This window comes from Verrucomicrobiota bacterium, from assembly GCA_027622555.1.
Lineage (GTDB): Bacteria > Verrucomicrobiota > Verrucomicrobiia > Opitutales > UBA2995 > UBA2995.
The window spans coordinates 55187-75241 of sequence record JAQBYJ010000007.1 but is presented as its reverse complement, the minus strand read 5'-3'; the positions used below and the strand labels follow the sequence as shown (position 1 = coordinate 75241).

General features: G+C 47.2%; 18 protein-coding genes. 9 read left to right on the top strand and 9 right to left on the bottom strand.

Features of this window, described 5'->3' with window-relative positions; translation table 11 throughout:
* Positions 1-242 precede the first annotated feature (242 nt).
* The gene (locus tag O3C43_03460; protein MDA1065542.1) at positions 243-1181 is read left to right on the top strand and encodes an MFS transporter; all 939 of its coding nucleotides are present in this window, start codon (positions 243-245) and stop codon (positions 1179-1181) included.
* A gap of 168 nt (positions 1182-1349) precedes the next feature.
* Here O3C43_03460 and O3C43_03455 read toward each other — a convergent pair whose 3' ends face one another.
* Together O3C43_03455 and uvrA are read right to left on the bottom strand one after the other, a co-directional pair.
* The gene (locus tag O3C43_03455) at positions 1350-2363 is read right to left on the bottom strand and encodes a M23 family metallopeptidase (protein ID MDA1065541.1); all 1014 of its coding nucleotides are present in this window, start codon (positions 2361-2363) and stop codon (positions 1350-1352) included.
* A gap of 82 nt (positions 2364-2445) precedes the next feature.
* Positions 2446-5310 (bottom strand): excinuclease ABC subunit UvrA, encoded by a 2865-nt coding sequence (gene uvrA / locus O3C43_03450; GenBank protein ID MDA1065540.1) that lies wholly within the window; start codon positions 5308-5310, stop codon positions 2446-2448.
* Between the two features lie 222 nt (positions 5311-5532).
* Here uvrA and O3C43_03445 point away from each other — a divergent pair, with 222 nt between their 5' ends.
* The 4 genes from O3C43_03445 (at position 5533) to O3C43_03430 (ending at position 8132) form a co-directional block, all read left to right on the top strand.
* Positions 5533-5817, top strand: coding sequence for a glutaredoxin family protein (locus O3C43_03445; protein ID MDA1065539.1), 285 nt, complete (start codon positions 5533-5535; stop codon positions 5815-5817).
* A gap of 51 nt (positions 5818-5868) precedes the next feature.
* Entirely contained in the window at positions 5869-7044 is a 1176-nt protein-coding gene (locus O3C43_03440; protein ID MDA1065538.1) for an AI-2E family transporter, read from the top strand.
* Between the two features lie 216 nt (positions 7045-7260).
* A complete protein-coding gene (locus tag O3C43_03435; protein MDA1065537.1) occupies positions 7261-7821 on the top strand; it encodes a DUF6236 family protein in 561 nt (186 codons plus the stop codon).
* 77 nt (positions 7822-7898) lie between these two features.
* The gene (locus tag O3C43_03430; GenBank protein ID MDA1065536.1) at positions 7899-8132 is read left to right on the top strand and encodes a hypothetical protein; all 234 of its coding nucleotides are present in this window, start codon (positions 7899-7901) and stop codon (positions 8130-8132) included.
* A gap of 454 nt (positions 8133-8586) precedes the next feature.
* Here O3C43_03430 and O3C43_03425 read toward each other — a convergent pair whose 3' ends face one another.
* The 3 genes from O3C43_03425 to O3C43_03415 are packed head-to-tail and all read right to left on the bottom strand — an operon-like array spanning position 8587 to position 11804.
* On the bottom strand, positions 8587-10098 hold the full coding sequence (locus O3C43_03425) for a pyridoxal-phosphate dependent enzyme (protein MDA1065535.1): 1512 nt from the start codon (positions 10096-10098) through the stop codon (positions 8587-8589).
* A 57-nt stretch (positions 10099-10155) separates the two neighbouring features.
* Positions 10156-10734, bottom strand: a complete 579-nt coding sequence (locus O3C43_03420; protein MDA1065534.1) for a methyltransferase domain-containing protein — start codon at positions 10732-10734, stop codon at positions 10156-10158.
* Positions 10731-11804, bottom strand: coding sequence for an FAD-dependent oxidoreductase (locus tag O3C43_03415; GenBank protein ID MDA1065533.1), 1074 nt, complete (start codon positions 11802-11804; stop codon positions 10731-10733). Before O3C43_03415 ends, O3C43_03420 begins: the two co-directional genes overlap by 4 nt.
* Before the next feature lie 455 nt (positions 11805-12259).
* On the opposite strand from O3C43_03415, the gene O3C43_03410 reads away from it, so the two are divergent.
* Entirely contained in the window at positions 12260-12808 is a 549-nt protein-coding gene (locus O3C43_03410) for a flavin reductase family protein (protein ID MDA1065532.1), read from the top strand.
* Between the two features lie 252 nt (positions 12809-13060).
* On the opposite strand, the gene O3C43_03405 is transcribed toward O3C43_03410, so the two are convergent.
* Both O3C43_03405 and O3C43_03400 read right to left on the bottom strand, forming a co-directional pair.
* Positions 13061-13585 (bottom strand): GNAT family N-acetyltransferase, encoded by a 525-nt coding sequence (locus tag O3C43_03405; protein MDA1065531.1) that lies wholly within the window; start codon positions 13583-13585, stop codon positions 13061-13063.
* A gap of 255 nt (positions 13586-13840) precedes the next feature.
* The gene (locus tag O3C43_03400) at positions 13841-15061 is read right to left on the bottom strand and encodes an LL-diaminopimelate aminotransferase (protein ID MDA1065530.1); all 1221 of its coding nucleotides are present in this window, start codon (positions 15059-15061) and stop codon (positions 13841-13843) included.
* A 166-nt stretch (positions 15062-15227) separates the two neighbouring features.
* On the opposite strand from O3C43_03400, the gene O3C43_03395 reads away from it, so the two are divergent.
* The gene (locus O3C43_03395; GenBank protein ID MDA1065529.1) at positions 15228-16220 is read left to right on the top strand and encodes a DUF697 domain-containing protein; all 993 of its coding nucleotides are present in this window, start codon (positions 15228-15230) and stop codon (positions 16218-16220) included.
* Between the two features lie 577 nt (positions 16221-16797).
* Here O3C43_03395 and O3C43_03390 read toward each other — a convergent pair.
* Entirely contained in the window at positions 16798-18129 is a 1332-nt protein-coding gene (locus O3C43_03390; protein MDA1065528.1) for a sulfatase, read from the bottom strand.
* Positions 18130-18235: 106 nt separating this feature from the next.
* Positions 18236-19186 carry an LD-carboxypeptidase gene (locus tag O3C43_03385; protein ID MDA1065527.1) on the bottom strand — a complete coding sequence of 317 codons (951 nt, stop codon included), beginning with the start codon at positions 19184-19186 and terminating at the stop codon, positions 18236-18238.
* A gap of 105 nt (positions 19187-19291) precedes the next feature.
* On the opposite strand from O3C43_03385, the gene O3C43_03380 reads away from it, so the two are divergent.
* Positions 19292-19753 carry an EVE domain-containing protein gene (locus O3C43_03380; protein ID MDA1065526.1) on the top strand — a complete coding sequence of 154 codons (462 nt, stop codon included), beginning with the start codon at positions 19292-19294 and terminating at the stop codon, positions 19751-19753.
* Positions 19754-19766: 13 nt separating this feature from the next.
* Entirely contained in the window at positions 19767-20030 is a 264-nt protein-coding gene (locus O3C43_03375) for a hypothetical protein (protein ID MDA1065525.1), read from the top strand.
* Positions 20031-20055: the final 25 nt, after the last annotated feature.

Sequence of the window (20055 nt, the reverse complement as noted above, 5' to 3'; positions counted from 1 at the left end):
CTGGCGATCTCCGCGATTTCAAACTTTCCCTTCAGTCACCGACCCCGACGCAAGCATCGGGGAATACCAAGTTTAAGTTTAAATGGCAGGAGGGGCTCTACGCCTCGATCTTTGTGATCGTCATCCAAAAACTCGGACCTACTGTATCCGGATTCAATGACCGACGAGGAATCTATCGCTAAACAGACTTTTTTTGGGATAGATTTCGCGGCAGTGCTCAAGGAGTTCTCGAGACTGGTTCCTTGGGGCTGACTCTGGTAATTGCCATTCAGGTATTTGACGCGCCTAACGAAGTGAAGAGTCTGATCGCCGCCGCAAACCCAATGGGTCTCTTATTGACGCCGCTGACCCTGGGATTTTTTGCCTGGTTACATCGACCGGCCAATATTGTCGCCAGCAATTTGCTCTTTGTTGCAGGACTACTCATGGCTGCAGCAGCATTTGCACAGAACCTAAATGCCTATTTGATTCTGTTGATTCTCTCAGCCATTTTCGGGGTCCAAGCTCTTCCTATGATGGCCCATATGTACGCGGAGAATTATCCGCCCAATAAACGAGGGAGTTATTTTTCCATCAGCTTCATGTTCCTGGGGACGGCAACCCTAGTCTCCAGTTTGGTATTTGGTAAGCTCCTGGATATGGACGCTTCAAACTACACTCTGATACTCGGAACTCTGGGGCTGGCCGGTATCGCCATGGGAATTTCTGTCAGGCGGATTCCTTCCTCAGCGATCCACAAAGACTCCACTCAAAACCCGCTTAAAAACCTAGCCTATGCTTTTACCGATTGGAAATTCGGAATCATGCTGCTCAGTTATACCTTTGTAGGTTTGGGCAACCTTATGATTATTCCCTTGAGAATCGAATACCTGCTCAAGCCGGAGTACGGCATTGCTGCCAGTGTAACCATGGTCAGCTGGTTAATACTTGGGTTGCCTGCGATCATCCGATTTGTCTCCGCAAAATTCTGGGGAAGGTTATTCGACAGTGTCGATTTCATGATCCTTCGAATGGCCATCAACGCGATTCAGATGGTCTCCATAGTAATCTTCTTTTCGACCAAAAACATGTGGCTCCTTGGATTCTCCACTGCCCTCAATGGATTTGCGATGGGAGGCGGAACTTTGTCTTGGAATCTGTGGGTCACAAAATTTGCAACCAAAGAAAGAACAGCTGGATAATATTATTCTTCTCGGTCATCTAGACCATTTTAACCTTATTCTGTCGCTGAAAATGGTAGGTCTGTACAGGCCCTGTTCGCCGTTTCCACGACGGCTCGCTCGGCGATCGAGCCCTACCTAAATCAGAGTAGTTGCGACTATATAAAATTAAATTTCCCTCAATCCCTACTACCTAAACCCAAACAGAAGTTGTAGGGATGTTTGCAAACCGGGACCGATGATGGGTTTACCATTTTTAAAGCGAAGCATTTCCCGGCATGCGTCGACCGAAACCAGGGATTTATCGTAATCGACCAGTTCAAGTTTTCCTTCAGAAATTTGACCGCTTTTGGAAACCAATGGTGTCCATTTCTTGGGTGCTCCATAGTAGGTAAATTCCACTCTCCAGCCAGCGAGGGTTTCCTCTGAAATTTTTCCTTCAACCAAAGCCGGATAACGACGAACAAAATCAGGTACGGTGTTCGTAGATACCATAACTGTGAAAGCGGTTTTTTCCCGCTCAAGAACCCGACGGATTTGGTCGACCTGATTCCATTGGGTTTCTTCAAAGAAGTTGGCCGGATCAATTCCTACCAGATTCATGCCGTTAAAAATCCCGTGGTCGTTTTTGGTTTCGAATTTTTTCCACGAATACCAATTTTGAAAGTTGTCGGAAAGGCGCAGGCAAATCTCGAAGTGTAAATGGGCACGATTTTTTGGAATCGTATACGACGCCGACCGCCCCATCACTGCGATACGCTGACCTCCTTCGACCAAAGCTCCGCGCGCTATCCCTTTATCGATCGAAGCGAGGTGAGCGTACAGTGAGAAGAAACTCATTTCAGAATCGAAATGCTCGATAATAATGTACCGCCCATAACTCGATTTACTACGATTGACATTCGTGTAAATAACTACGCCGGGCAGGACAGATCGAACAATATCGGTAGGCTCTCCACTTTTGTCTCGGGTCAACGATCGCAAATCAATTCCTTCATGAAACTGATCGCCGTTTGTGCGGACACAGCCAAAATTCCCGGATTGAATCTCTTTAGATTCGGTTGGCTGCAACCGGGAAAAGAAGGAGTCCTTCATATCATGAGGTGGATGGTCGGTAGGCCACACGACATTCAGCTTCGCCCACACAGACAGGCTCATTGCAAGGGAGATCAATCCGGTCACTAATAAAGGTTTTATCTGCATCTACCAAATGGGATAAGTTACTGAGCCTAGCTGTTCCAAGACAATTTTGAGTTTCATTCCTCTATTTCGAATGAGCGGTAGCTTAAACATGTTTACCGGAAGCGATAAGCATTTTTGCCGTAAGAGATTTTTTGGCGTTTTTAATTTCGCTCCGCGGCCCTTCATAAATCAATTCACCTCCCTGATTACCTCCACCAGGGCCGAGGTCTACCATCCAATCAGCTAAATTGATAACGTCCAGATTGTGCTCAATAATGATAACCGTATTCCCGTTGTCTCGTAGCTTTAGTAATAAATCCATGAGCAACTGAATATCGATCCAATGTAAGCCGGTAGTGGGTTCATCAAGAATGTAAAGCGAAGCTCCTTGCTCAGTCTTACTAAGCTCAAGAGACAATTTAATCCGCTGAGCTTCACCGCCGGACAAAGTTGTCGCTTGTTGACCCAGTTTGATATAACCCAAACCAACCGCATCGAGAGTTTCCAATTTACGGGAGACTTTTGGGAAATTCTTAAACACCTCGAGCGCTTCGCGTACCGACATGTTCAATATATCCGCAATAGTAAATCCTTTGAATCGCACTTCGAGCGTCTCGCGATTGTATCGTTGTCCACGGCAGCTTGGACACTCGACGTAGGCATCGGCCAGGAACTGCATGTCCAGTTTTATCACACCGGCACCCTGACAACGTTCGCAGCGGCCTCCTTTAACATTGAAACTAAACCGGGCAGGTTTGTACCCACGGATTTTAGACAGCGGGGCCTGGGCGAATGCCTGCCTGAGTAAATCGAACAACTTGATGTAGGTCGCTGGATTTGATCGTGGTGAGCGACCAATGGGTGATTGGTCTACACGAACTGCCTGAATGAAATGCTCCAATCCGGTAATTTTCTTATGCTTACCGGGAATCGTTTTTGCACGGTTCAACTTAAACGCCGCAGCACTTGCGAGTATGTCGTTTACTAAGGTGGATTTTCCCGATCCCGAAACACCCGTCACACAAGAAAGCAACCCCACGGGGAATTTCGCATCGATCGACTTTAAATTGTGTTCGCTCGCCTGATGTATTTGAACAAAACGATCACCCGCTAAGCGAGTTGGACTATTTTTCATCACGGTCAACCTCCCCGATAGATAAGGTCCCGTCCGGGAAGACGTGGAGGCCATACATTCCTCGGGCGTTCCGTAGAAAGTGAGATGACCTCCTTCGATACCCGCACCGGGACCTAGCTCTATAAGAGTATCAGCTTGCTTCATCATTTCTTCATCGTGTTCGACTACCACCACCGCATTTCCACGGTCGCGCAGTTCAATGAGTGTCTGGATCAGCTTTTCATTGTCATACGGATGAAGCCCAATGGATGGCTCATCCAATACGTAAACGACCCCGACCAGGCCCATACCCAGTTGAGTCGCCAGTCGGACCCGCTGCGACTCGCCACCACTCAGGCTCCTGTATTCCCGTTCCAGATTCAAGTACCCAAGTCCCACTTCATCAACGAACTCCAAGCGTTGATTCAGTCCGGTGACAATCTCTTCAAACTGTTTCAACTCGCCCCACCCTTGTAAGTGCTGGTTCACCCAGGCGTGAGCTTCTTCAATAGGCATGGCCATAAACTGATCAAAGCTTGTTTCTTCAATAAAGACATTCCGGGCGACGGGATTGAGGCGGTGTCCATGGCAATCTTCACAGGTTTGACTAATCTGGTAAGCAACCATCCGGGCACGGTAGCCATCGCTACTGGAATCTTTGGCAGTCCTTACCAATTCAGGAATTACTCCCTCAAAAGGTACGGGTTGAGGTTTCGAATTGCCCCGTTTAAGTTTAAATAAATAGGTCTCTTCACCAGAACCCCATAGGATCAATTTTCGCACCTCCTCACTCAAATCCTCCCAAGCTGTTAAGGGATCAAAGGGTACTTGTTCGGCCAACTGTTTTAGAAGCGCATTGCGGCGAATAATCATTTGCTTTGATCCGATACGCCATGCCTTCAACGCACCTTTCTTAACTGATTTCTTTACATCGGGTACCAATAGTTCGGGTACAAACTGTAAGGTCTTCCCAAGACCATCGCAGGTCGTACAAGCACCTTCCATATGATTGTGAGAAAACAATCGCGGCGTGAGAGGTTCATAGACTTCACCGCATACCGAACAGGCAAGGTTCTGACTGAGCGCGACTTCTTGCCACGGTTCATCTTTGTCGCTCTGAAACAAAAGAATAACCCGATCCTCTCCTTCACGAAAAGCGAGCTCCAGAGAGTCGGCGATCCGGCTTCGCTGGTCCTCATTTACGACGACTCGGTCAATCACAAGATCCAATCGAATCTGAGAAACGCCTTTGGGGAAAAGATTCAAATCATCAATCGATTTAACCTCACCATTGATGCGAACTCGGGTAAACCCACGCTGCTTAAGTTTCGGAATCTCTTCCCGAATAAGTGAGAGTTTTTGATCGAGGTAAGGAGACACGATCATCAACCGGGTACCTTCAGGTTCCTCAAAAATTCGCTTCAGACAATCCTCCAATGTGCGGCGCACAATAAGACCTCCGTCTTTTGGACAATGAGCCTCACCCAGAACAGACCAAAGCAAGCGCGCATAATCGGCGATTTCGGTTACTGAGGCAACCGTTGCGCGAGGATTGTTGCCGGATCCCGATCGCTGCTCGATCGCAATGACCGGAGACAGCCCTCGGATATATTCCACTTCCGGCCGCTTGATTTGCTCCAGAAGCTGCCTGGCTTTCACCGATAAACTATCCACATATTTTCGGTAACCCTCGGCATACAGAGTATCGAATGCCAAGGAAGATTTCCCGGATCCACTTACCCCGGTTATCACGACCAATTGTCCACGCGGAATCGTCACATCAATGCGCTGTAGATTGTGCTCAGCAGCGCCTTTGATGAAAATAGACGGTGGAAGATGGGTGGACTTGCTCATAGTCTGGATCAAAAAGCTCCTGAAGCTTCAGTGTGAAGGAGTAAGAAAATGCACACTCCAATCACTTCGACAAGGCCCAAGGTCCACGGAATCCATCGTCATCACACTCGAAGGATAAAAATCGGAAAACTAACAGTTTTGGACACGGAATCACTTGATATTTCTCAGAACTGAAATAGGGTTTAATCGTAAGCAAATTAAGAAAACTAAACTTCTATTCTGATGAACAAATTACCGATTCTATACATAAAGCCAGGTTGTCCATGGTGTAATCAAGCGCAGGCCTTTTTTGGTCAACACGGCGTTGCAGTCGATGTAAAAGATGTGCGCTCGAACAAAGGGGCGATGCAGCAAATGATTGAAAGCAGTGCGCAAGCGCTCACTCCGACATTTGAATACAATGACTTTGTGGTCGCGGATTTTTCGACAGATGAGTTTTTGGATGCACTTGAACAAAGGCCTGATATAAAATCTCAACTGGGGCTGGGAGAAGAGGACGACTTTTAACCCTTGTCGATCCGCAGGCATTCACCTAATAAGGGCTTAAATTGAGCCTTTATGAGTGACCCATCTTCGCCTACTCCACTTCTCACTTCTTACCAAAAAAAGATAGTAGCCACAGCCATTACCGGCTTGGCCCTCGCTTTGATTCTATTCCTCGTCCTGGGCATATTCACAACGGTTGGAAGATTCCTTTCCACTTTTTCATCAGTAATTTGGCCCGTCGCAGTTGCGACCATCCTGACCCTGCTGCTTAAGCCCCTGGTTCAGACTTTTCAAAGATGGTTAAAACTCAATCGGGTTTTCGCCATCGTGCTTCTATACAGTTTGATCGTCCTGGTTCTTCTCGGTCTTGCCCTGCTGGTTGTTCCCCGATTGGTAATACAGGCAATCAGTCTCTTTGAATCGATTCCAGAAGTTTACCAAAGGCTGATTTCGCACCTGAACGAAACTGCGCCGGGTTGGCAGGCCGTTGTTGAGTCGCATATCAGCACGGAGAACCTGAACCAATTTAGCGAACAACTGGTTGCAATAGGAAAGAAACTCTTAAATGCCTCGGGTGGAGCCATCAAAGTATTCGGCCAAGGCGTCGCCGGTATTCTGGGCTGGGGCATCGCACTGGCCATCATCCCGGTTTATCTTTTCTTTTTCCTCCAGTTCGAAGAAGACGCAGTTCCTCGCCTGCGCGACTTTCTGCCCTTCCTGAATAAAGAACATCAGGACGATGTGCTTTTCCTGGTTCGGGAGTTTGTCGGCATGATTGTCGCTTTTTTCCGCGGCCAAATCCTGATTGCTCTGATCATGGGCCTTCTGATGGGGATCGGGTTTACCCTCGCTGGTCTAAAATCCGGTTTCCTTATCGGCCTTTCGATCGGCCTGCTTAACTTGATACCCTACCTCGGTTCAATGCTTGGCGTAGCCATTGCTCTGCCACTCGCCTACTTCCAGCCCGATGGAGGATTTATAGTACTACTTTGGGTGGTGGCCGTGATGATTGCCGTGCAGCTCATAGAAGGTTGGATCCTTACTCCCAAAATCATGGGTAACCAAACAGGCCTGCACCCGGTCGTGATCATCTTCTCCGTATTTTTCTGGGGCATCGCACTGAATGGACTCCTGGGAATGATTTTGGCGATCCCACTTTCAGCTTTCATTGTAACTTTCTGGCGACTCGCCCGTGCCAAATACATTCCGCTGCTCCTCAATAGCAGTGACGAAGAATCGACGGGGTAGATTTCTGGCAATTTTGAGAATTTTCTTAAGTTCTCTGGTCCGCTCTCTCAATTGCCACGGGTTTTGTAAGCAATTAAAAGCCAAGAGCATAAACTTTGATATTGCTGCAATTACCTTGTTCATTTCACAGTTACGGAAGTTATGCACCCCCTGTTATTCCCTACAAACCCTCTACCCTGTTACACACCTGAGTTGTGCATAATAACGTTATACAAAATGAAGCGTGGAGTAATAGCACAGCCGGGAGTCATTAGTCGGCATCAAGGCAGTTTCACACTGGAACGCAGCATATCTAAGGAGGAAATTGGATATTTACTACTATATTGGGACCAAGTCGTAATCCCGGGAAACAATTTGGTTTATATAGGAATTCCAGGAGAAAATGATCCTTCTGTATCGGATGTTTTGAAACGTCCCCTTATAAATTTCTCTGGAAGTTATTCTGGAGATATGGTGACTGATGCAGTTCTAGCGTGCCAATCGATTGTAGCACAAAATCTATTTAAAGATGTAGATACAGATTGGAGTATTCATCAATACGGAGACGAATTTATCTTACCTCCAGATTCGTCATCAAAAAGAGACTACTTGAAAGCTTCAATTTGCTCCGCCCTTCCAGCGCCTCATGAAGATGTCTCTTACAATGAGATTCTGGAGTTTAAAGAAAAGAGAATGGATGAATTGGGTAGATTGCACAATCTAGTGGACGAGCTCTACATAGATGTCCTCAAAAGTCCGGACGAAGATTTAGCAGCTAAAAAAGTGTTTCTGAATTAGCAGAATCGATTGCAGACCTTGATCGTGTCTCGACTGAAACTTTCAAGAAGCTAAGAAAATACGATTTAAGTATTGGTTTGAATATTAGCGGCAAGGACATGCTTTCCGGAGCAGCCCAAGGTGCACTTATTGATTTTTTTGCACCAGGTCTGACTTTCCCAATAGCAACAATTGGGGGTATTATTGCACCATTTATCAAGATAGAGGCTAAAGCATCTGATACCTTATCATATGCCAAGGATAAACAAAAACTTGGATATCTGTCTTCAGCTAGAGACTACGGAATCATCGATGGGAACAAAGAGGTATAAAGAAAGGGTATGGAAAAGGGGATGGGGACGGACCTGAATGACACTAAGTTAAGGCCGGTTATTGAACAAATTAGGCTAAAAAAGGTAGGGTCGTCTCTCCGCAGGCGACCGAGGGTTTCGTTTCAATCGCGGACGGCGAGGGAGCACCATTCCTACATGTAAATGCAATTTTTATTCGAAAAATACGATGAACAACCCTATCTATTGAATACGAATGAAATGACCTTGATCGTAGTTATAATTCAAAAATGCCTCTTAACTTAGCGCCATTCAGGTCCGTCCCCTTTTTTCCTTTCTACCAAGAACAATCTTAGAAAATTAGTGGAAATGGGAGAAGAAGTATGCGGAGAGAGCAAAAATATGAAATATGAACATTGACCCTTTTCCTCTTCGTATCGGCATTCTTAACGAATCCAAGAAGTACCTCAATCCCACATAAATGGGCGACCGTGCCCTACCCGATTATTCTCCTCAATGCTTCAACCGGGATCTCCTCAAAGGCCCTAAATTGCCAATGGCCGGAGCTCATGCCTTCGACAAATAATTGCCGTTCATCCTCATTCGGAAATTCAAAACCGATCAAAGCACGGCCTACCCGTTCACCGGTATACTGGTAGTTGAAGTAACAAATATTCGCTGAGCAACTCACCGATTTCAGGAAGTCGTGTAGGGCCCCTTTTCGCTCGGGAAATTCCAGCTCGAAAAAGTACGGATTCGTTATTATTTGAGATCGAAACGGAATAACACGAAATACAACGTCCGGACTAGAGGTGACATTCTCAAAAAGAATAGACGCACTTTTCAGTTGATCGGGCAACTGCTTCAGGGCTTCGCTTCCTCCTTCAACTCCAAGAATAGGCCAGGAACCGGTCTCGTGGGTTTTCCCATATTGAAAGTCCACAATATTGAACTCATCCAAGCCATTTTCAAGCAGGCGCAACAATTCTCCCGGTTCTTCTTTAATATGAAAACGGAAATAACGTTTGGTGGCAGATCCCACGCCTGATGCATTCGAAATATTTCCCAGCTGATGGAAGTCCATGTTCGCACCACAAAGGATGGTAACCACTTTTTTTCCCTGGAGATCATCCTTCAACTTCATGGCTGCGGCTAATCCCATGGCACCTGATGGTTCCGGGATCGCACGAATGGTATTCCACAAAACTTCTATGGCGGCACTTACTTCATCGTTCGTCACCGTCATAAACTGATCTATAACGTCACGGCATATCGGGTACGTATGATCGCCAGCCTTTTTAACCGCGGTGCCATCACAAAACACATCTACATAATCGAGAGCAACGGGCTTCCCAGCTTTCACCGCTGCGGCCATCGAAGCCTGGTGCTCACCTTCAACTCCAATGATTTTGATGGAAGGATAAATTTGTTTGAGCCAGGTGGCAATCGAGGCAGCTAAACCACCGCCGCCAATTTGAAGAAATACCACGTCGAACGGACCTTTTCCCGACATGGCAATCTCGTCGGCAATCGTACCCTGCCCAGCCATTACATGGAGATCATCATATGCATGAATATAGGTAAGCCCCTCTTCAGCACTTACACGTTTAGCTTCACTCGCCGCTTCATCGTAGGAATCTCCAATAAGACGAACTTCCACCTGATCACCCCCGTGTCGCTTGACCGCCAGCTGCTTCATTTTTGGGGTTGAGAGCGGCATGTAGATGCGTGCGTGGGTGCCGATCTTTTTAGCAGACAGAGCCACGCCTTGCGCATGATTTCCCGCTGAAGCAGTTACGACGCCACGTTTAAGTTCATCTTCGCTGAGAAGAGACATCCGATTAAATGCACCCCGCCATTTGTATGCATTGATGGGCGAAAGATCTTCGCGCTTTATGAAACATTCGAAACCCAAATCAATTTCCAACGACTGCAAAGGCGTCGCTGGAGCCAAGGCATAGACTCGTTGGCGTGCCAGAAGAATTTCGCTTATCAGTTGATCGTTCATGCTACAGGGAAGATGGGGACAATCTGTGGATTAGAGTGCCCTAGGCAACCCTCTAGTTTAGGTCCGCCGCTGTAGCCAAAATAATACCGGAGTTATCCCTTTTTCTTTTGTCCATCGTTCATAGCGCACGGTAAAGAATTCATCTCTCGGGAGTATGCGGAACCACTCCTCAATCGCGTTACATTCATCAACTCCTCCGGCATGCCCCCGATAGGACACAATCGAGATTGCGCCTCCTGGAGAAAGCGCACCTAAACAAGCCCGGAGAGCCACCAAGGTTGTTTCACTATGCGTAATGACTGACCTATCAGAACCGGGGAGGTAACCAAGATTGAACATGGCCAGTTGAATTGAATCCCACCCGAGAGACCTGAGCCTGCTGTCAATTAACTCATGACCACCATGATGACAGGTAACGACATTCTGTAATTGAAGTCCGAGTAACCGAGCTTGAGCATTCTTGACAGCCGTTTCCTGCACATCGAAACCAAGGACGTGCCCGGAAATTCCAACAAGCTGGGCAAGGAAAACCGTATCATTTCCATTTCCTAAAGTAGCATCGATGCAGTGATCTCCTTCAGAAACCAAGGATCCCACAAAACGATGCGCTACTTCTACTGGACTGAATGGATTCATAGATACTTTCGAAACCTATCCACATCCGAGTCAGGGTGAAGCGCAGAACCATCCTCCAGATGATCGACCAATTCCTTAGCTAATAGTGGGGCCTGAAGCGATCCCTTCGAACCCAGTCCATTAAAAATAATCAACTCAGGATACCAGGGATGCCGACCGACAACCGGTTTAAAATCGTGCAGCGCCGGGCGCACACCGGCTTCTTGCCCAATCACCTTAAACTCCCAATCGACGAGCTCACCCAACGCATGGAGTGTCTCTTCTTTCCCTTCCAGCGAAACGGATAAATCTGTAGTTTTAAGATCGTAGGTCGCACCCGCTCGAAAACGACCGGGTGAAAGAGGTAAAAGCCATTTCCCACGATTCAAAACGGGCATTCCATCTAGCTTTGGCCCCTCCAATTCCAACAGTTCCCCCTTCGCATGACGGAAGGGCAAATCTTTGAAATAAGGATTCGAATCGTTCTGAAACCCTTGGGTAAATATGACCTTTGATGCTCGATATTCTTTCCATCGAACTCCCTCAGGATCTCGATCAAAATCAAGTGAACTCCAGGTATCCTCCAGCAAGCACCCCGTTTTATTCAACCACGTCCTCGTCTTTAGAATAAATTCATTCTGGGCCACAAAACCCGTTTGTTGAAGTTGATAAGCTGCTTCTTCCACCAGCAATCCAGACAACGAATCTGTTTTTACAGGATACTCTAAATCAATTCCTTCAAAATCGCCCGCGTTATATTTTAGCTCAAAAAAGGTTTTCTCGTCAGCGGTCTTAAGAAACCGAAGCAGCGGTTTTTGATAAAAAAACACGCTCCCCAACTGCGTCTCCCATTTCGGATAATCTTCGAGAAGGAATTTCCAGAATTCCAGAAATCGCCAGGTCAGAACATGCCTTCGCCCGGTTATGGGATTAATCAACCCGGCAGCTACTTTGGAAGCCGAATGGATGTGCCCGTCATCAACCACCAGTACGCGCTTCCCTCGACCGATTAGATTTAGCGCGAGCAAACTGCCGGCAATACCTTGGCCGACGATGAGATAATCATACTTCACTTTAGATACTTCTTTCAATTCAGGTTCAGCATTTCATAACTTCGGTCAGTATCAAAACCGAAAACACAGCTATCTTCTTCTTTCGTTGAATGCAGTAGCTTTCATTGGATGCAGTGACGGCTGGGCTCATTTGGCAGGAGGTATTCTTCAGGCAACTGGGACAAACAGCCAGCTGGGAACCAAGGCCTTAACCGTCAGGCACTATTGATAATAATGGTTTCTGTGAACCTCATTTCAGGAGTAATAATGAGTCTGCTTGATTTTGGGATATTTTCTTTCTTACTTCTCATTTCAACCGTGGCAATTGCTTGCCTGCATTTACACGACCAAAAACGGCAGGGAAAACCTCAAGCCACTCATCGATGTCCCCTTGATGTTGCCTTCGTTTCTGTTTTTCTTTTTCTAACAATATGCTACTCAATTTTCAAAATCTTAGTTCCGATCAAATATACTATACGCTAATTCAAACGATTGTGCCCCGACCCGTAGCCTGGGTGTTGAGTCAAAATGCAAACGGATCGCACAACCTGGCCCCTTTCTCCTTTTTTAACGGCGTTTGCGGAACACCTCCGATTGTATCCATCGCCGCGGGACGCAAAGAGGACGGATCACAAAAAGACACGTGGAAAAACATCGAGGAACGAAGTGATTTTGTAATTCACATTCCTCATAGAGAAATGGCAGAGGCCGTAAGCGGTTCTGCGGCAAGTCTCGACGAAGGAATATCCGAGGTAGATTTTTTAAAGCTGGAAACCGAGCCGGTTGAAGGTTGGCCGCTACCCAGACTTAAGGATCCCCGTATTGCCTTTCTCTGTGAACGATTTGCAATTCACGAAGTGGGCGAAGGTCCAAGAGGCCTGATTCTCGGGAAAGTGTTGGCAGCATACATAAACGACGGAATCGCCACCACGAAAAACAATCGTTTGAAGATCGATGCAAAGGCACTCGATCCGATTGCCCGTCTCGGTGGCAACGATTATTCAACCATCGGTGACATCATAACTGTCGTTCGACCAGACTAGTTTACTACAGCGACCCCAAGTCCTGGTAGGTATTTAAATACATCTTCGTCTTACTTGAAAGTTTTCGACCTCACCACGCTTCTCTGCTTTCTAATCTCCCCCAAGCAATCGCGGGATAAACCCGCTCCTACAGTTTTCTATTCGTATTTTGTAGGAGGGGCTTTACGCCCCGATCCTCAAGGGTCGATTGAGGGTCCGTCCGGCAAGGTCAGTTTCAACAACAATGTCGTTTGGTAATGAGGGTCGTTCTCTTCAAATTCCTTGTTCTGCCTGAACAAAAAGACGCAGCTCGGTATCGTCTGAGTCACCGCTGAGGCTACAGGATCGCTGCCGACCAAAACGCTGAAACCCGACATCTTCCAGGGCACGTGTACAAATTGTATTTCGCTCGAGACAGGTGGTGAAGAGTTGAGATAACCCAAGTTGCTTCATCGCAAATCCGACAACATCCGTAAGGTAGGCGATAGACCGCCCGGATTTCCAACAGTTTGCCTCGACCCAAAAGAGGAGATGCCCTTTGTCGGACACTACTGAATCCCGCTGAATGCTGAACACACCGGAGAGATCATCTTCGATGTAAAGTGCGAGCATATGGTTCCCCTCATTGCGAGCCTGATGCAGGCTTCGTTGAATGAGTGACTGAGCTCCATTTGAAAAGTAGGCATGCGGCATGTTGGACCATTCAGTCATGGTCGGGTCATTTACCACACGCTGCAAATCGTGAGCGTGGCGCCATTCCAACGGTTCCAGTTTTGGTTTTGAGTTTCGGTCATTCATGACGGGTTTTGGATTTAGGACATAAAAAAAACCCGTTCCTTTTCGGGAACGGGTTTCATGAAATTTGTTTTGGTATCTGTTAGTTAACAGTCAGCTTCATGCCCGCTCCGTGCATCCATTTTTTGGACACAATCACAATCGCCACCACCGAAAAAGTGAAGGACGCAGAGAGATGCATGTGAAGATTTTGTATCATTGAAGATACTTAGAAATAATTCCTGTTTTGATATGTCAACCGCAATGTGTGTAAGAAACTTATAAAGCTTCGGCGATACGCTGCATCGCTTTAACCACGTTCTCGTACGAATTAAAAGCCGACAAACGAATGTGTGTTTTACCGCAGGATCCAAATCCGGCACCAGGAGTACAAACAACACCAGCCTTGTTCAAAAACATGTCGAAGGCGCTCCAGGAATCCGTTTTCATATCGATCCAGACGTAGGGCGAATTATCGCCACCGACACAGCCCAGGCCAAGCTCTTGAATTTTCTCGCGAATGTGTTTTGCATTCTTGAGGTAGTAGTCGGTCAACGCACGCGTCTCGGCCTGTCCTTCAGGTGTGAAAACCGCAGCGGCAGCTTTTTGAACCGGATAGGAAGTCCCGTTAAATTTGGTGCTGTGCCGACGAGACCATAAGTTGCGCAAACTAACTGCGTTTCCAGCAGCATCGTAGCCCATCAGCTTTTTGGGCACTACTGTGTAAGCACAGCGGGTTCCGGTAAAACCGGCGGTCTTGGACAAACTCCGAAATTCAATGGCAACTTCATCAGCACCATCAATTTCATAAATCGACTGAGGCAACGATTCGTCGCGTATGAAAGCCACATAAGCAGCGTCATAAAGAATGACCGCCTTGTTTTCCTGCGCGTACTTCACAAACGCTTCCAGTTGTTCCTTGGTGGCCGTGGCACCGGTGGGATTGTTTGGAAAGCACAGGTAGATAACATCGACCGGAGTGCTGGGGAGTGCGGGGAAGTAGCCGTTGTCCGGTGTGCATTCCAGGTAAACAAGCCCTTCATAGCGATCGTTCACATTCTGGCCCGTGCGACCAGCCATGACGTTGGTGTCAACATACACCGGGTAAACCGGATCGGGCACAGCGATACGAACGTCATTTGAAAAAATTTCCTGCACATTTCCGCAATCGCACTTTGCTCCGTCACTGACGAAAATTTCGTCGGCGTCAACCGCAGCTCCGCGGGCCTGAAAATCAACAGCTGCAATTGCTTCGCGAAGAAACGCGTAACCTTGCTCAGGACCATAACCATGGAATGTCTTTCGATCTGCCATTTCGTCCACTCCTTCATGAAAGGCTTTCAAGACGCTGTCCGGCAGTGGCTCTGTTACATCTCCAATTCCCATTTTGATAATTGGACGATCCGGATTGGCTGCCTGGAACTCGGACACACGCTTGGCGATGTCGGCAAATAAATACGAAGCCTTAAGCTTGAGAAAGTTTTCGTTGATCTTGATCATAATTTAAGGGCGAGAAGTTGATAAAGTCGGATTTGAAAGTCAAAAGCTTTACCAGTCGAATTAAGATGCTCAAAACTTATACCGAACCAAATCTCCAAATTAATACTGATTGCAACTTTTGCCCTGATTTCAGTGTCTTGAAGACGGAAACACCTACTTTCATACCATGATCAACGAAATAAAGCACTTTGCAAAGATCCTCGGACTCCTTCTCGCCACTGCGTTTATCATATTCCTGGTTAATCAAATTGCGGGTGTCGTTGGCCTGGCGAACAATCTTAATTCATACTTTGGTCTGGTAGTTCTGGTACTTTCTGTTACCGCCATAGGATTTCTCATTTTTTATCCGCTTTACCTATGGTGGAGCCTTCCTCCGGCCTTGGTTCCGCCTGAAGATAAAACGGGACCAGCTTACGAAAGCTATCTGCAAGATTTTCGGATCCGGCTAAAAAAGAATCCAATTGTCAAAGAAGCGGGTATCGATGTATTTGAAGAAAATGGCCTGGTTTCTGCCAGTAAGGTGCTCGAACAACGGGCACTCACTTTTACCCAAAACTCAGCGGGTGCGGTGTTTCTCAGCACAGCGATTTCGCAAAATGGCCGACTCGATGCCTTCATGGTTTTGATGGCTCAGATGCGTTTGGTTTGGAATATTTCCAATCTCTATAATCAACGTCCCAACCCGAAGGAAATGTTGTGGCTCTATTCCAACGTGGCTGGCTCTACTTTTCTCGCAAGCAAGTTGGAGGATATTGATATCAGCCAGCAAGTTACCCCCATCGTCTCAAAAGTTATGGGCAACATGGCCGGAGGAGCCATTCCGGGATTCGCCACTGCTTCAAATATGCTCACAAACATGATATTTGAGGGAACGGTAAACGCATTCCTGACTCTTCGGGTAGGAGCTATCACCCGACTCTATTGCGATCCAATGAATCGCGAAACCAAATCAGGAGCCCGCAAAATGGCGGTAACGGAAGCGGCCATTCATCTCGGAAGTATCGTTGTCGAAGGCTCACAAAAAGTATCCAGCACTTTCTGGAATGCGTCCAAAGGTGCAGCCGGAGATGCCATCGGCAAGGCGAGCGGTGCCGTCAAAGGAGTCGGTCAATCGGTTAAGAATACGCTGTCTAAAGTGAGTAAGCCATTTCGTTATTGATGTGCTTTAAATCCTAATCTTCGTCTTCGTCTTAATCTTACTCTTCGTCTTAATCTTACTCTCCCTCGTCCTCAATTTTCCAGGCTCATATCGCGAGCAAGCTCGCTCCTACAAATCTCGATCTGCCAGCTGTAGGAGGGGGCTTTATGCCCCGATCCTCGAAGGCCAATTAAATACCCACACCATCCGTATTGGGCGTAACCAGAAGTGCGGGAAGTCAGGAGATTAACTCAATTGATTTCCGGTTTCCCACAGACAAACAGGTAGGGCGGGTGCGTCCCTGTCGCACCGTGCCGTAGCCTTGCGCGAAGGCAGGCACCGCCGCCGAAGGTCCCGGAAATACACGGCACTGCGAGGACGCAGTCGCCCTACCCATCTCGGTTAAAAGGAAAATTGGATTGAGCCGTTTGCTCGACCAAGAGGCCGAATACTCCCCGCAGATAAAATGGCACCCCTCCGTATTTGCATTCGATGATCTCGGAAAACCTAATAAATATTCTGAGCAATCCAGGGATCAAAATACCGACGAAGAGTAAGATTAAGACGAAGAAATAAACAATCGACGAAGATCTCTTTATTATGGTCGCCTCTGAGCTCGAGGTGCATGCGGCGAAGGTGTCAGGACATCATTGGCATCCATCCAGTCTTTCAACTTTGCGAAAAGCTTCTCTTTAATATCCGGTTGCGATTCGGACAAATCGTTTATTTCGGAAATGTCTTCTGCCAGGTTATAGAGCTGAAGTTCTCCCGTCCGATGAGTTAGAATCAGTTTATTAGCTCCCTGTATGAGTACCGCATCGATTTGCCTGCTGAAGTAGATTCCATCGCGCTCACGTTTTACAGTTCCCCTGCCTTCATTCTTCAAAACCGAAAGGAAGGAACCTCCTTCAACTTCGGGTGGGAGTGGATCCGTAATTCCAGCTAACTCTGCGAAGGTAGGAAGTAAGTCGTACCCAATAATCGGCACGGTCGAATAGGTCCCAGCTTCAATGCCTGGCCCAACAGCAAAAAACGGAACACGAATGCCTCCTTCGTAGTAAGACCCCTTCCCTCCTCGCAAGGGTTTGTTGAAGTCGGGGAATTGCCTCGCCGTCCCGCCGTTATCGGATGTGAAAATAATGTAGGTTGTTTCCATCAAACCCATTTCTTCAACTGTATCAATAATTCGGCCCACCGCTTGATCCAGGTCCTCCAGCATGGCCGCATACCAATAGGCTGTATGAACTTTTCCTGGTTCGCGTCCTTTGTGCTTTTCCAAAGTTACTGGTAACGCTTCCGCTGACAGATGAATAAAATAATGAGAAATCTGAAGATAGAAAGGATTCCCCGCTGACGCCTGGTGCCTAATAAATTGAACAGACTCATCCGTGATAGAGATCGAACGTTTCGGATCATCATGCGGCCAGAACTTTGTTTGGTCGGTGGTCAATTGGCGACCTGTCGCGTTGTTAGTTCTTCCATCGGAAGCGTCGTAGCCGCGCTCAGCTGGATGTTCGTACATGTGCCACTTTCCAAAATGAGCGGCTTTGTATTCCGGATGGGCAGCTTTGAGAACCTGGGGTATCGACTCAGATTCAATGAACTCCGGATAGTTCGCCCCTTGATTGGTCGTCTTTTTAAGTTTGGCCGGAGACATACCAAACTGAATGGCATGCCGTGAGGGTGAACAAACGGGATGCGGTGCATACGCCTGTGAAAAGGTCATCCCGGCGTCAGCCAATCGTTGCATATTGGGCGTTTGGTAAAAGTCGGACTTTGTATCCTCCCGGTCGGCAATCATCCTTACCTGGGTGTTATTCCATCCCTGGTCATCCGTCAGTATGAGGATGATATTCGGTGGCGACTTTGCCTGTGAAGCAACGACACAGAAACAAAGACAAAGAACTATTTTTAAAAGCAACGTTTTCATTGGGGAGTGTTTAGCAGGAGATTATTGAAAGCTCGCTCCTCTTCGCAACATTCTTAAGCAGATGCCTGGGGAGTCCCAAAAACCGATGGTTACTCGTTTATCAGCCTTATTCCACTGAGCTTTCCTGAAGCAGGATATTCCGTTTTTCACAATCAAGAATTACCAGGGTGCCGAAAGGGATGGTGATCTTTGGCTTGATGTGGCCGAACGGGACATTCGACAACACCGGTACACCCAGGTCCGCTAGACGATCCTGGAATACTTCTTCCATGGTTTGGAGGCCCTGTTGCTTATCATTTTTGCGCTGCGCATCCGAGTAACGAAAATCTCCGAGCACGATACCAGCGACTTGCTCAAGGAATCCTCCATTCCTGAGCTGAGTTAGGTAACGATCAATCCTGTAAGGCGACTCGCCAACATCCTCCAAAAACAGAATGGAGTTTTTTAGATTGGGAAACCAAGCCGTACCAAGCAGAGAACAAAGCAGGGAAAGATTACCGCCTATCAAACGACCATGACTGGTACCTGGAACGATCGCGGTGGGATGACTCAAATTGAAGGGTTCACAAATCAGATTACCGCTTTTTCTTTCTCCAGTAATGAGCGAAAGGGCATGGTCCCACGACGCTGAATCCGGTATATTCTCAGTTAAGTCCGAAGTTAACACGGGACCCGAAAAACTCCGAAATCCACATTTTTTCCATAAAGCACAATTTAAAGCAGTAATGTCACTAAAACCCATAAATATCTTGGGTCGTTCAATCAAATCCCAGTCAATAAGATCCAATATTCTGGTGGATCCATAGCCGCCCCGAACACAAAGAACTGCGTCAGATGCTTTATCTACAAATGCATCCTCGAAATCCCGCGCACGCGCTTCATCTGATCCCGCAAGGTACCCTTGGTGTCCAAATATAGCATCCGAATATTTCAATTTGTACCCAAGCTTCTCCAAAGCAGAAATCGCCAACTCCAATGAGGCGCGATCATTAGGAGGGCTCGCCGGGGCGATCAGTCGAATTGTATCACCCGGCCGCAATGCAGGAGGTTTTTCCATTTTTTAAAATTAAGCCACTTAATCCGAAATGCACCAACCAAAAAACTTGCCGATCATCAGAGTCTCTCCACAGACTTCTTTACTATGGCAAGAAACTATTGGCTCATGAAGTCAGAACCGGAAACCTTCTCGTTGGATGATCTTAAAAACTGCCCCAAACAGACAGAACACTGGGATGGCATCCGCAATTATCAGGCACGCAATCTCATGCGCGACGACATGAAAAAAGGAGACTCCATACTCTTCTACCATTCCAATGCGGGTGCCGAGACGGGCGTAGTTGGCCTGGCTGAAGTCGCTTCCACAGAAGCCTATCCCGATCCTTCTTGCTGGGACAAAAAATCCAAATACTACGATGAAAAATCATCTCCTGAAAATCCTCGTTGGTTGATGATCGATATCAAATACAAACGGGCACTGAAACGGACGGTTACACTGCAGGAAATGAAAATTGAAAAACCATTGGAGGGAATGCGTGTTGTTCAGCGCGGACAAAGACTCTCCATACAACCGGTCGAAAAAAAGCATTTTGATCATGTATGCCAGATGGGCGGGTTGAAGGTTTAAACGGACCGATAACATGACCGGCTCATTCCGCTTGCTCCTTGTCGTTGGATTTTTACTACAAATCCTGGGGCGTTATTTGGCAGTAAAAGGAACCCAATTGCCAATTGGAATTCAACCACTCCACCTGATGATAGCCGGAATTGTCATGTTCACTTTGGGAAGCCTCCAGTATGCCCGATCCAAAGGCCGCCTTTGGACTTGGGGTCTCTTCGGAGTCGTCCTACCGTTCTTCCTAATTGTAGTGCTGATTCCTCGTCGGTTACCGGCCGAAGAATAAATCGGAAAACTCAAATTCGTTAACG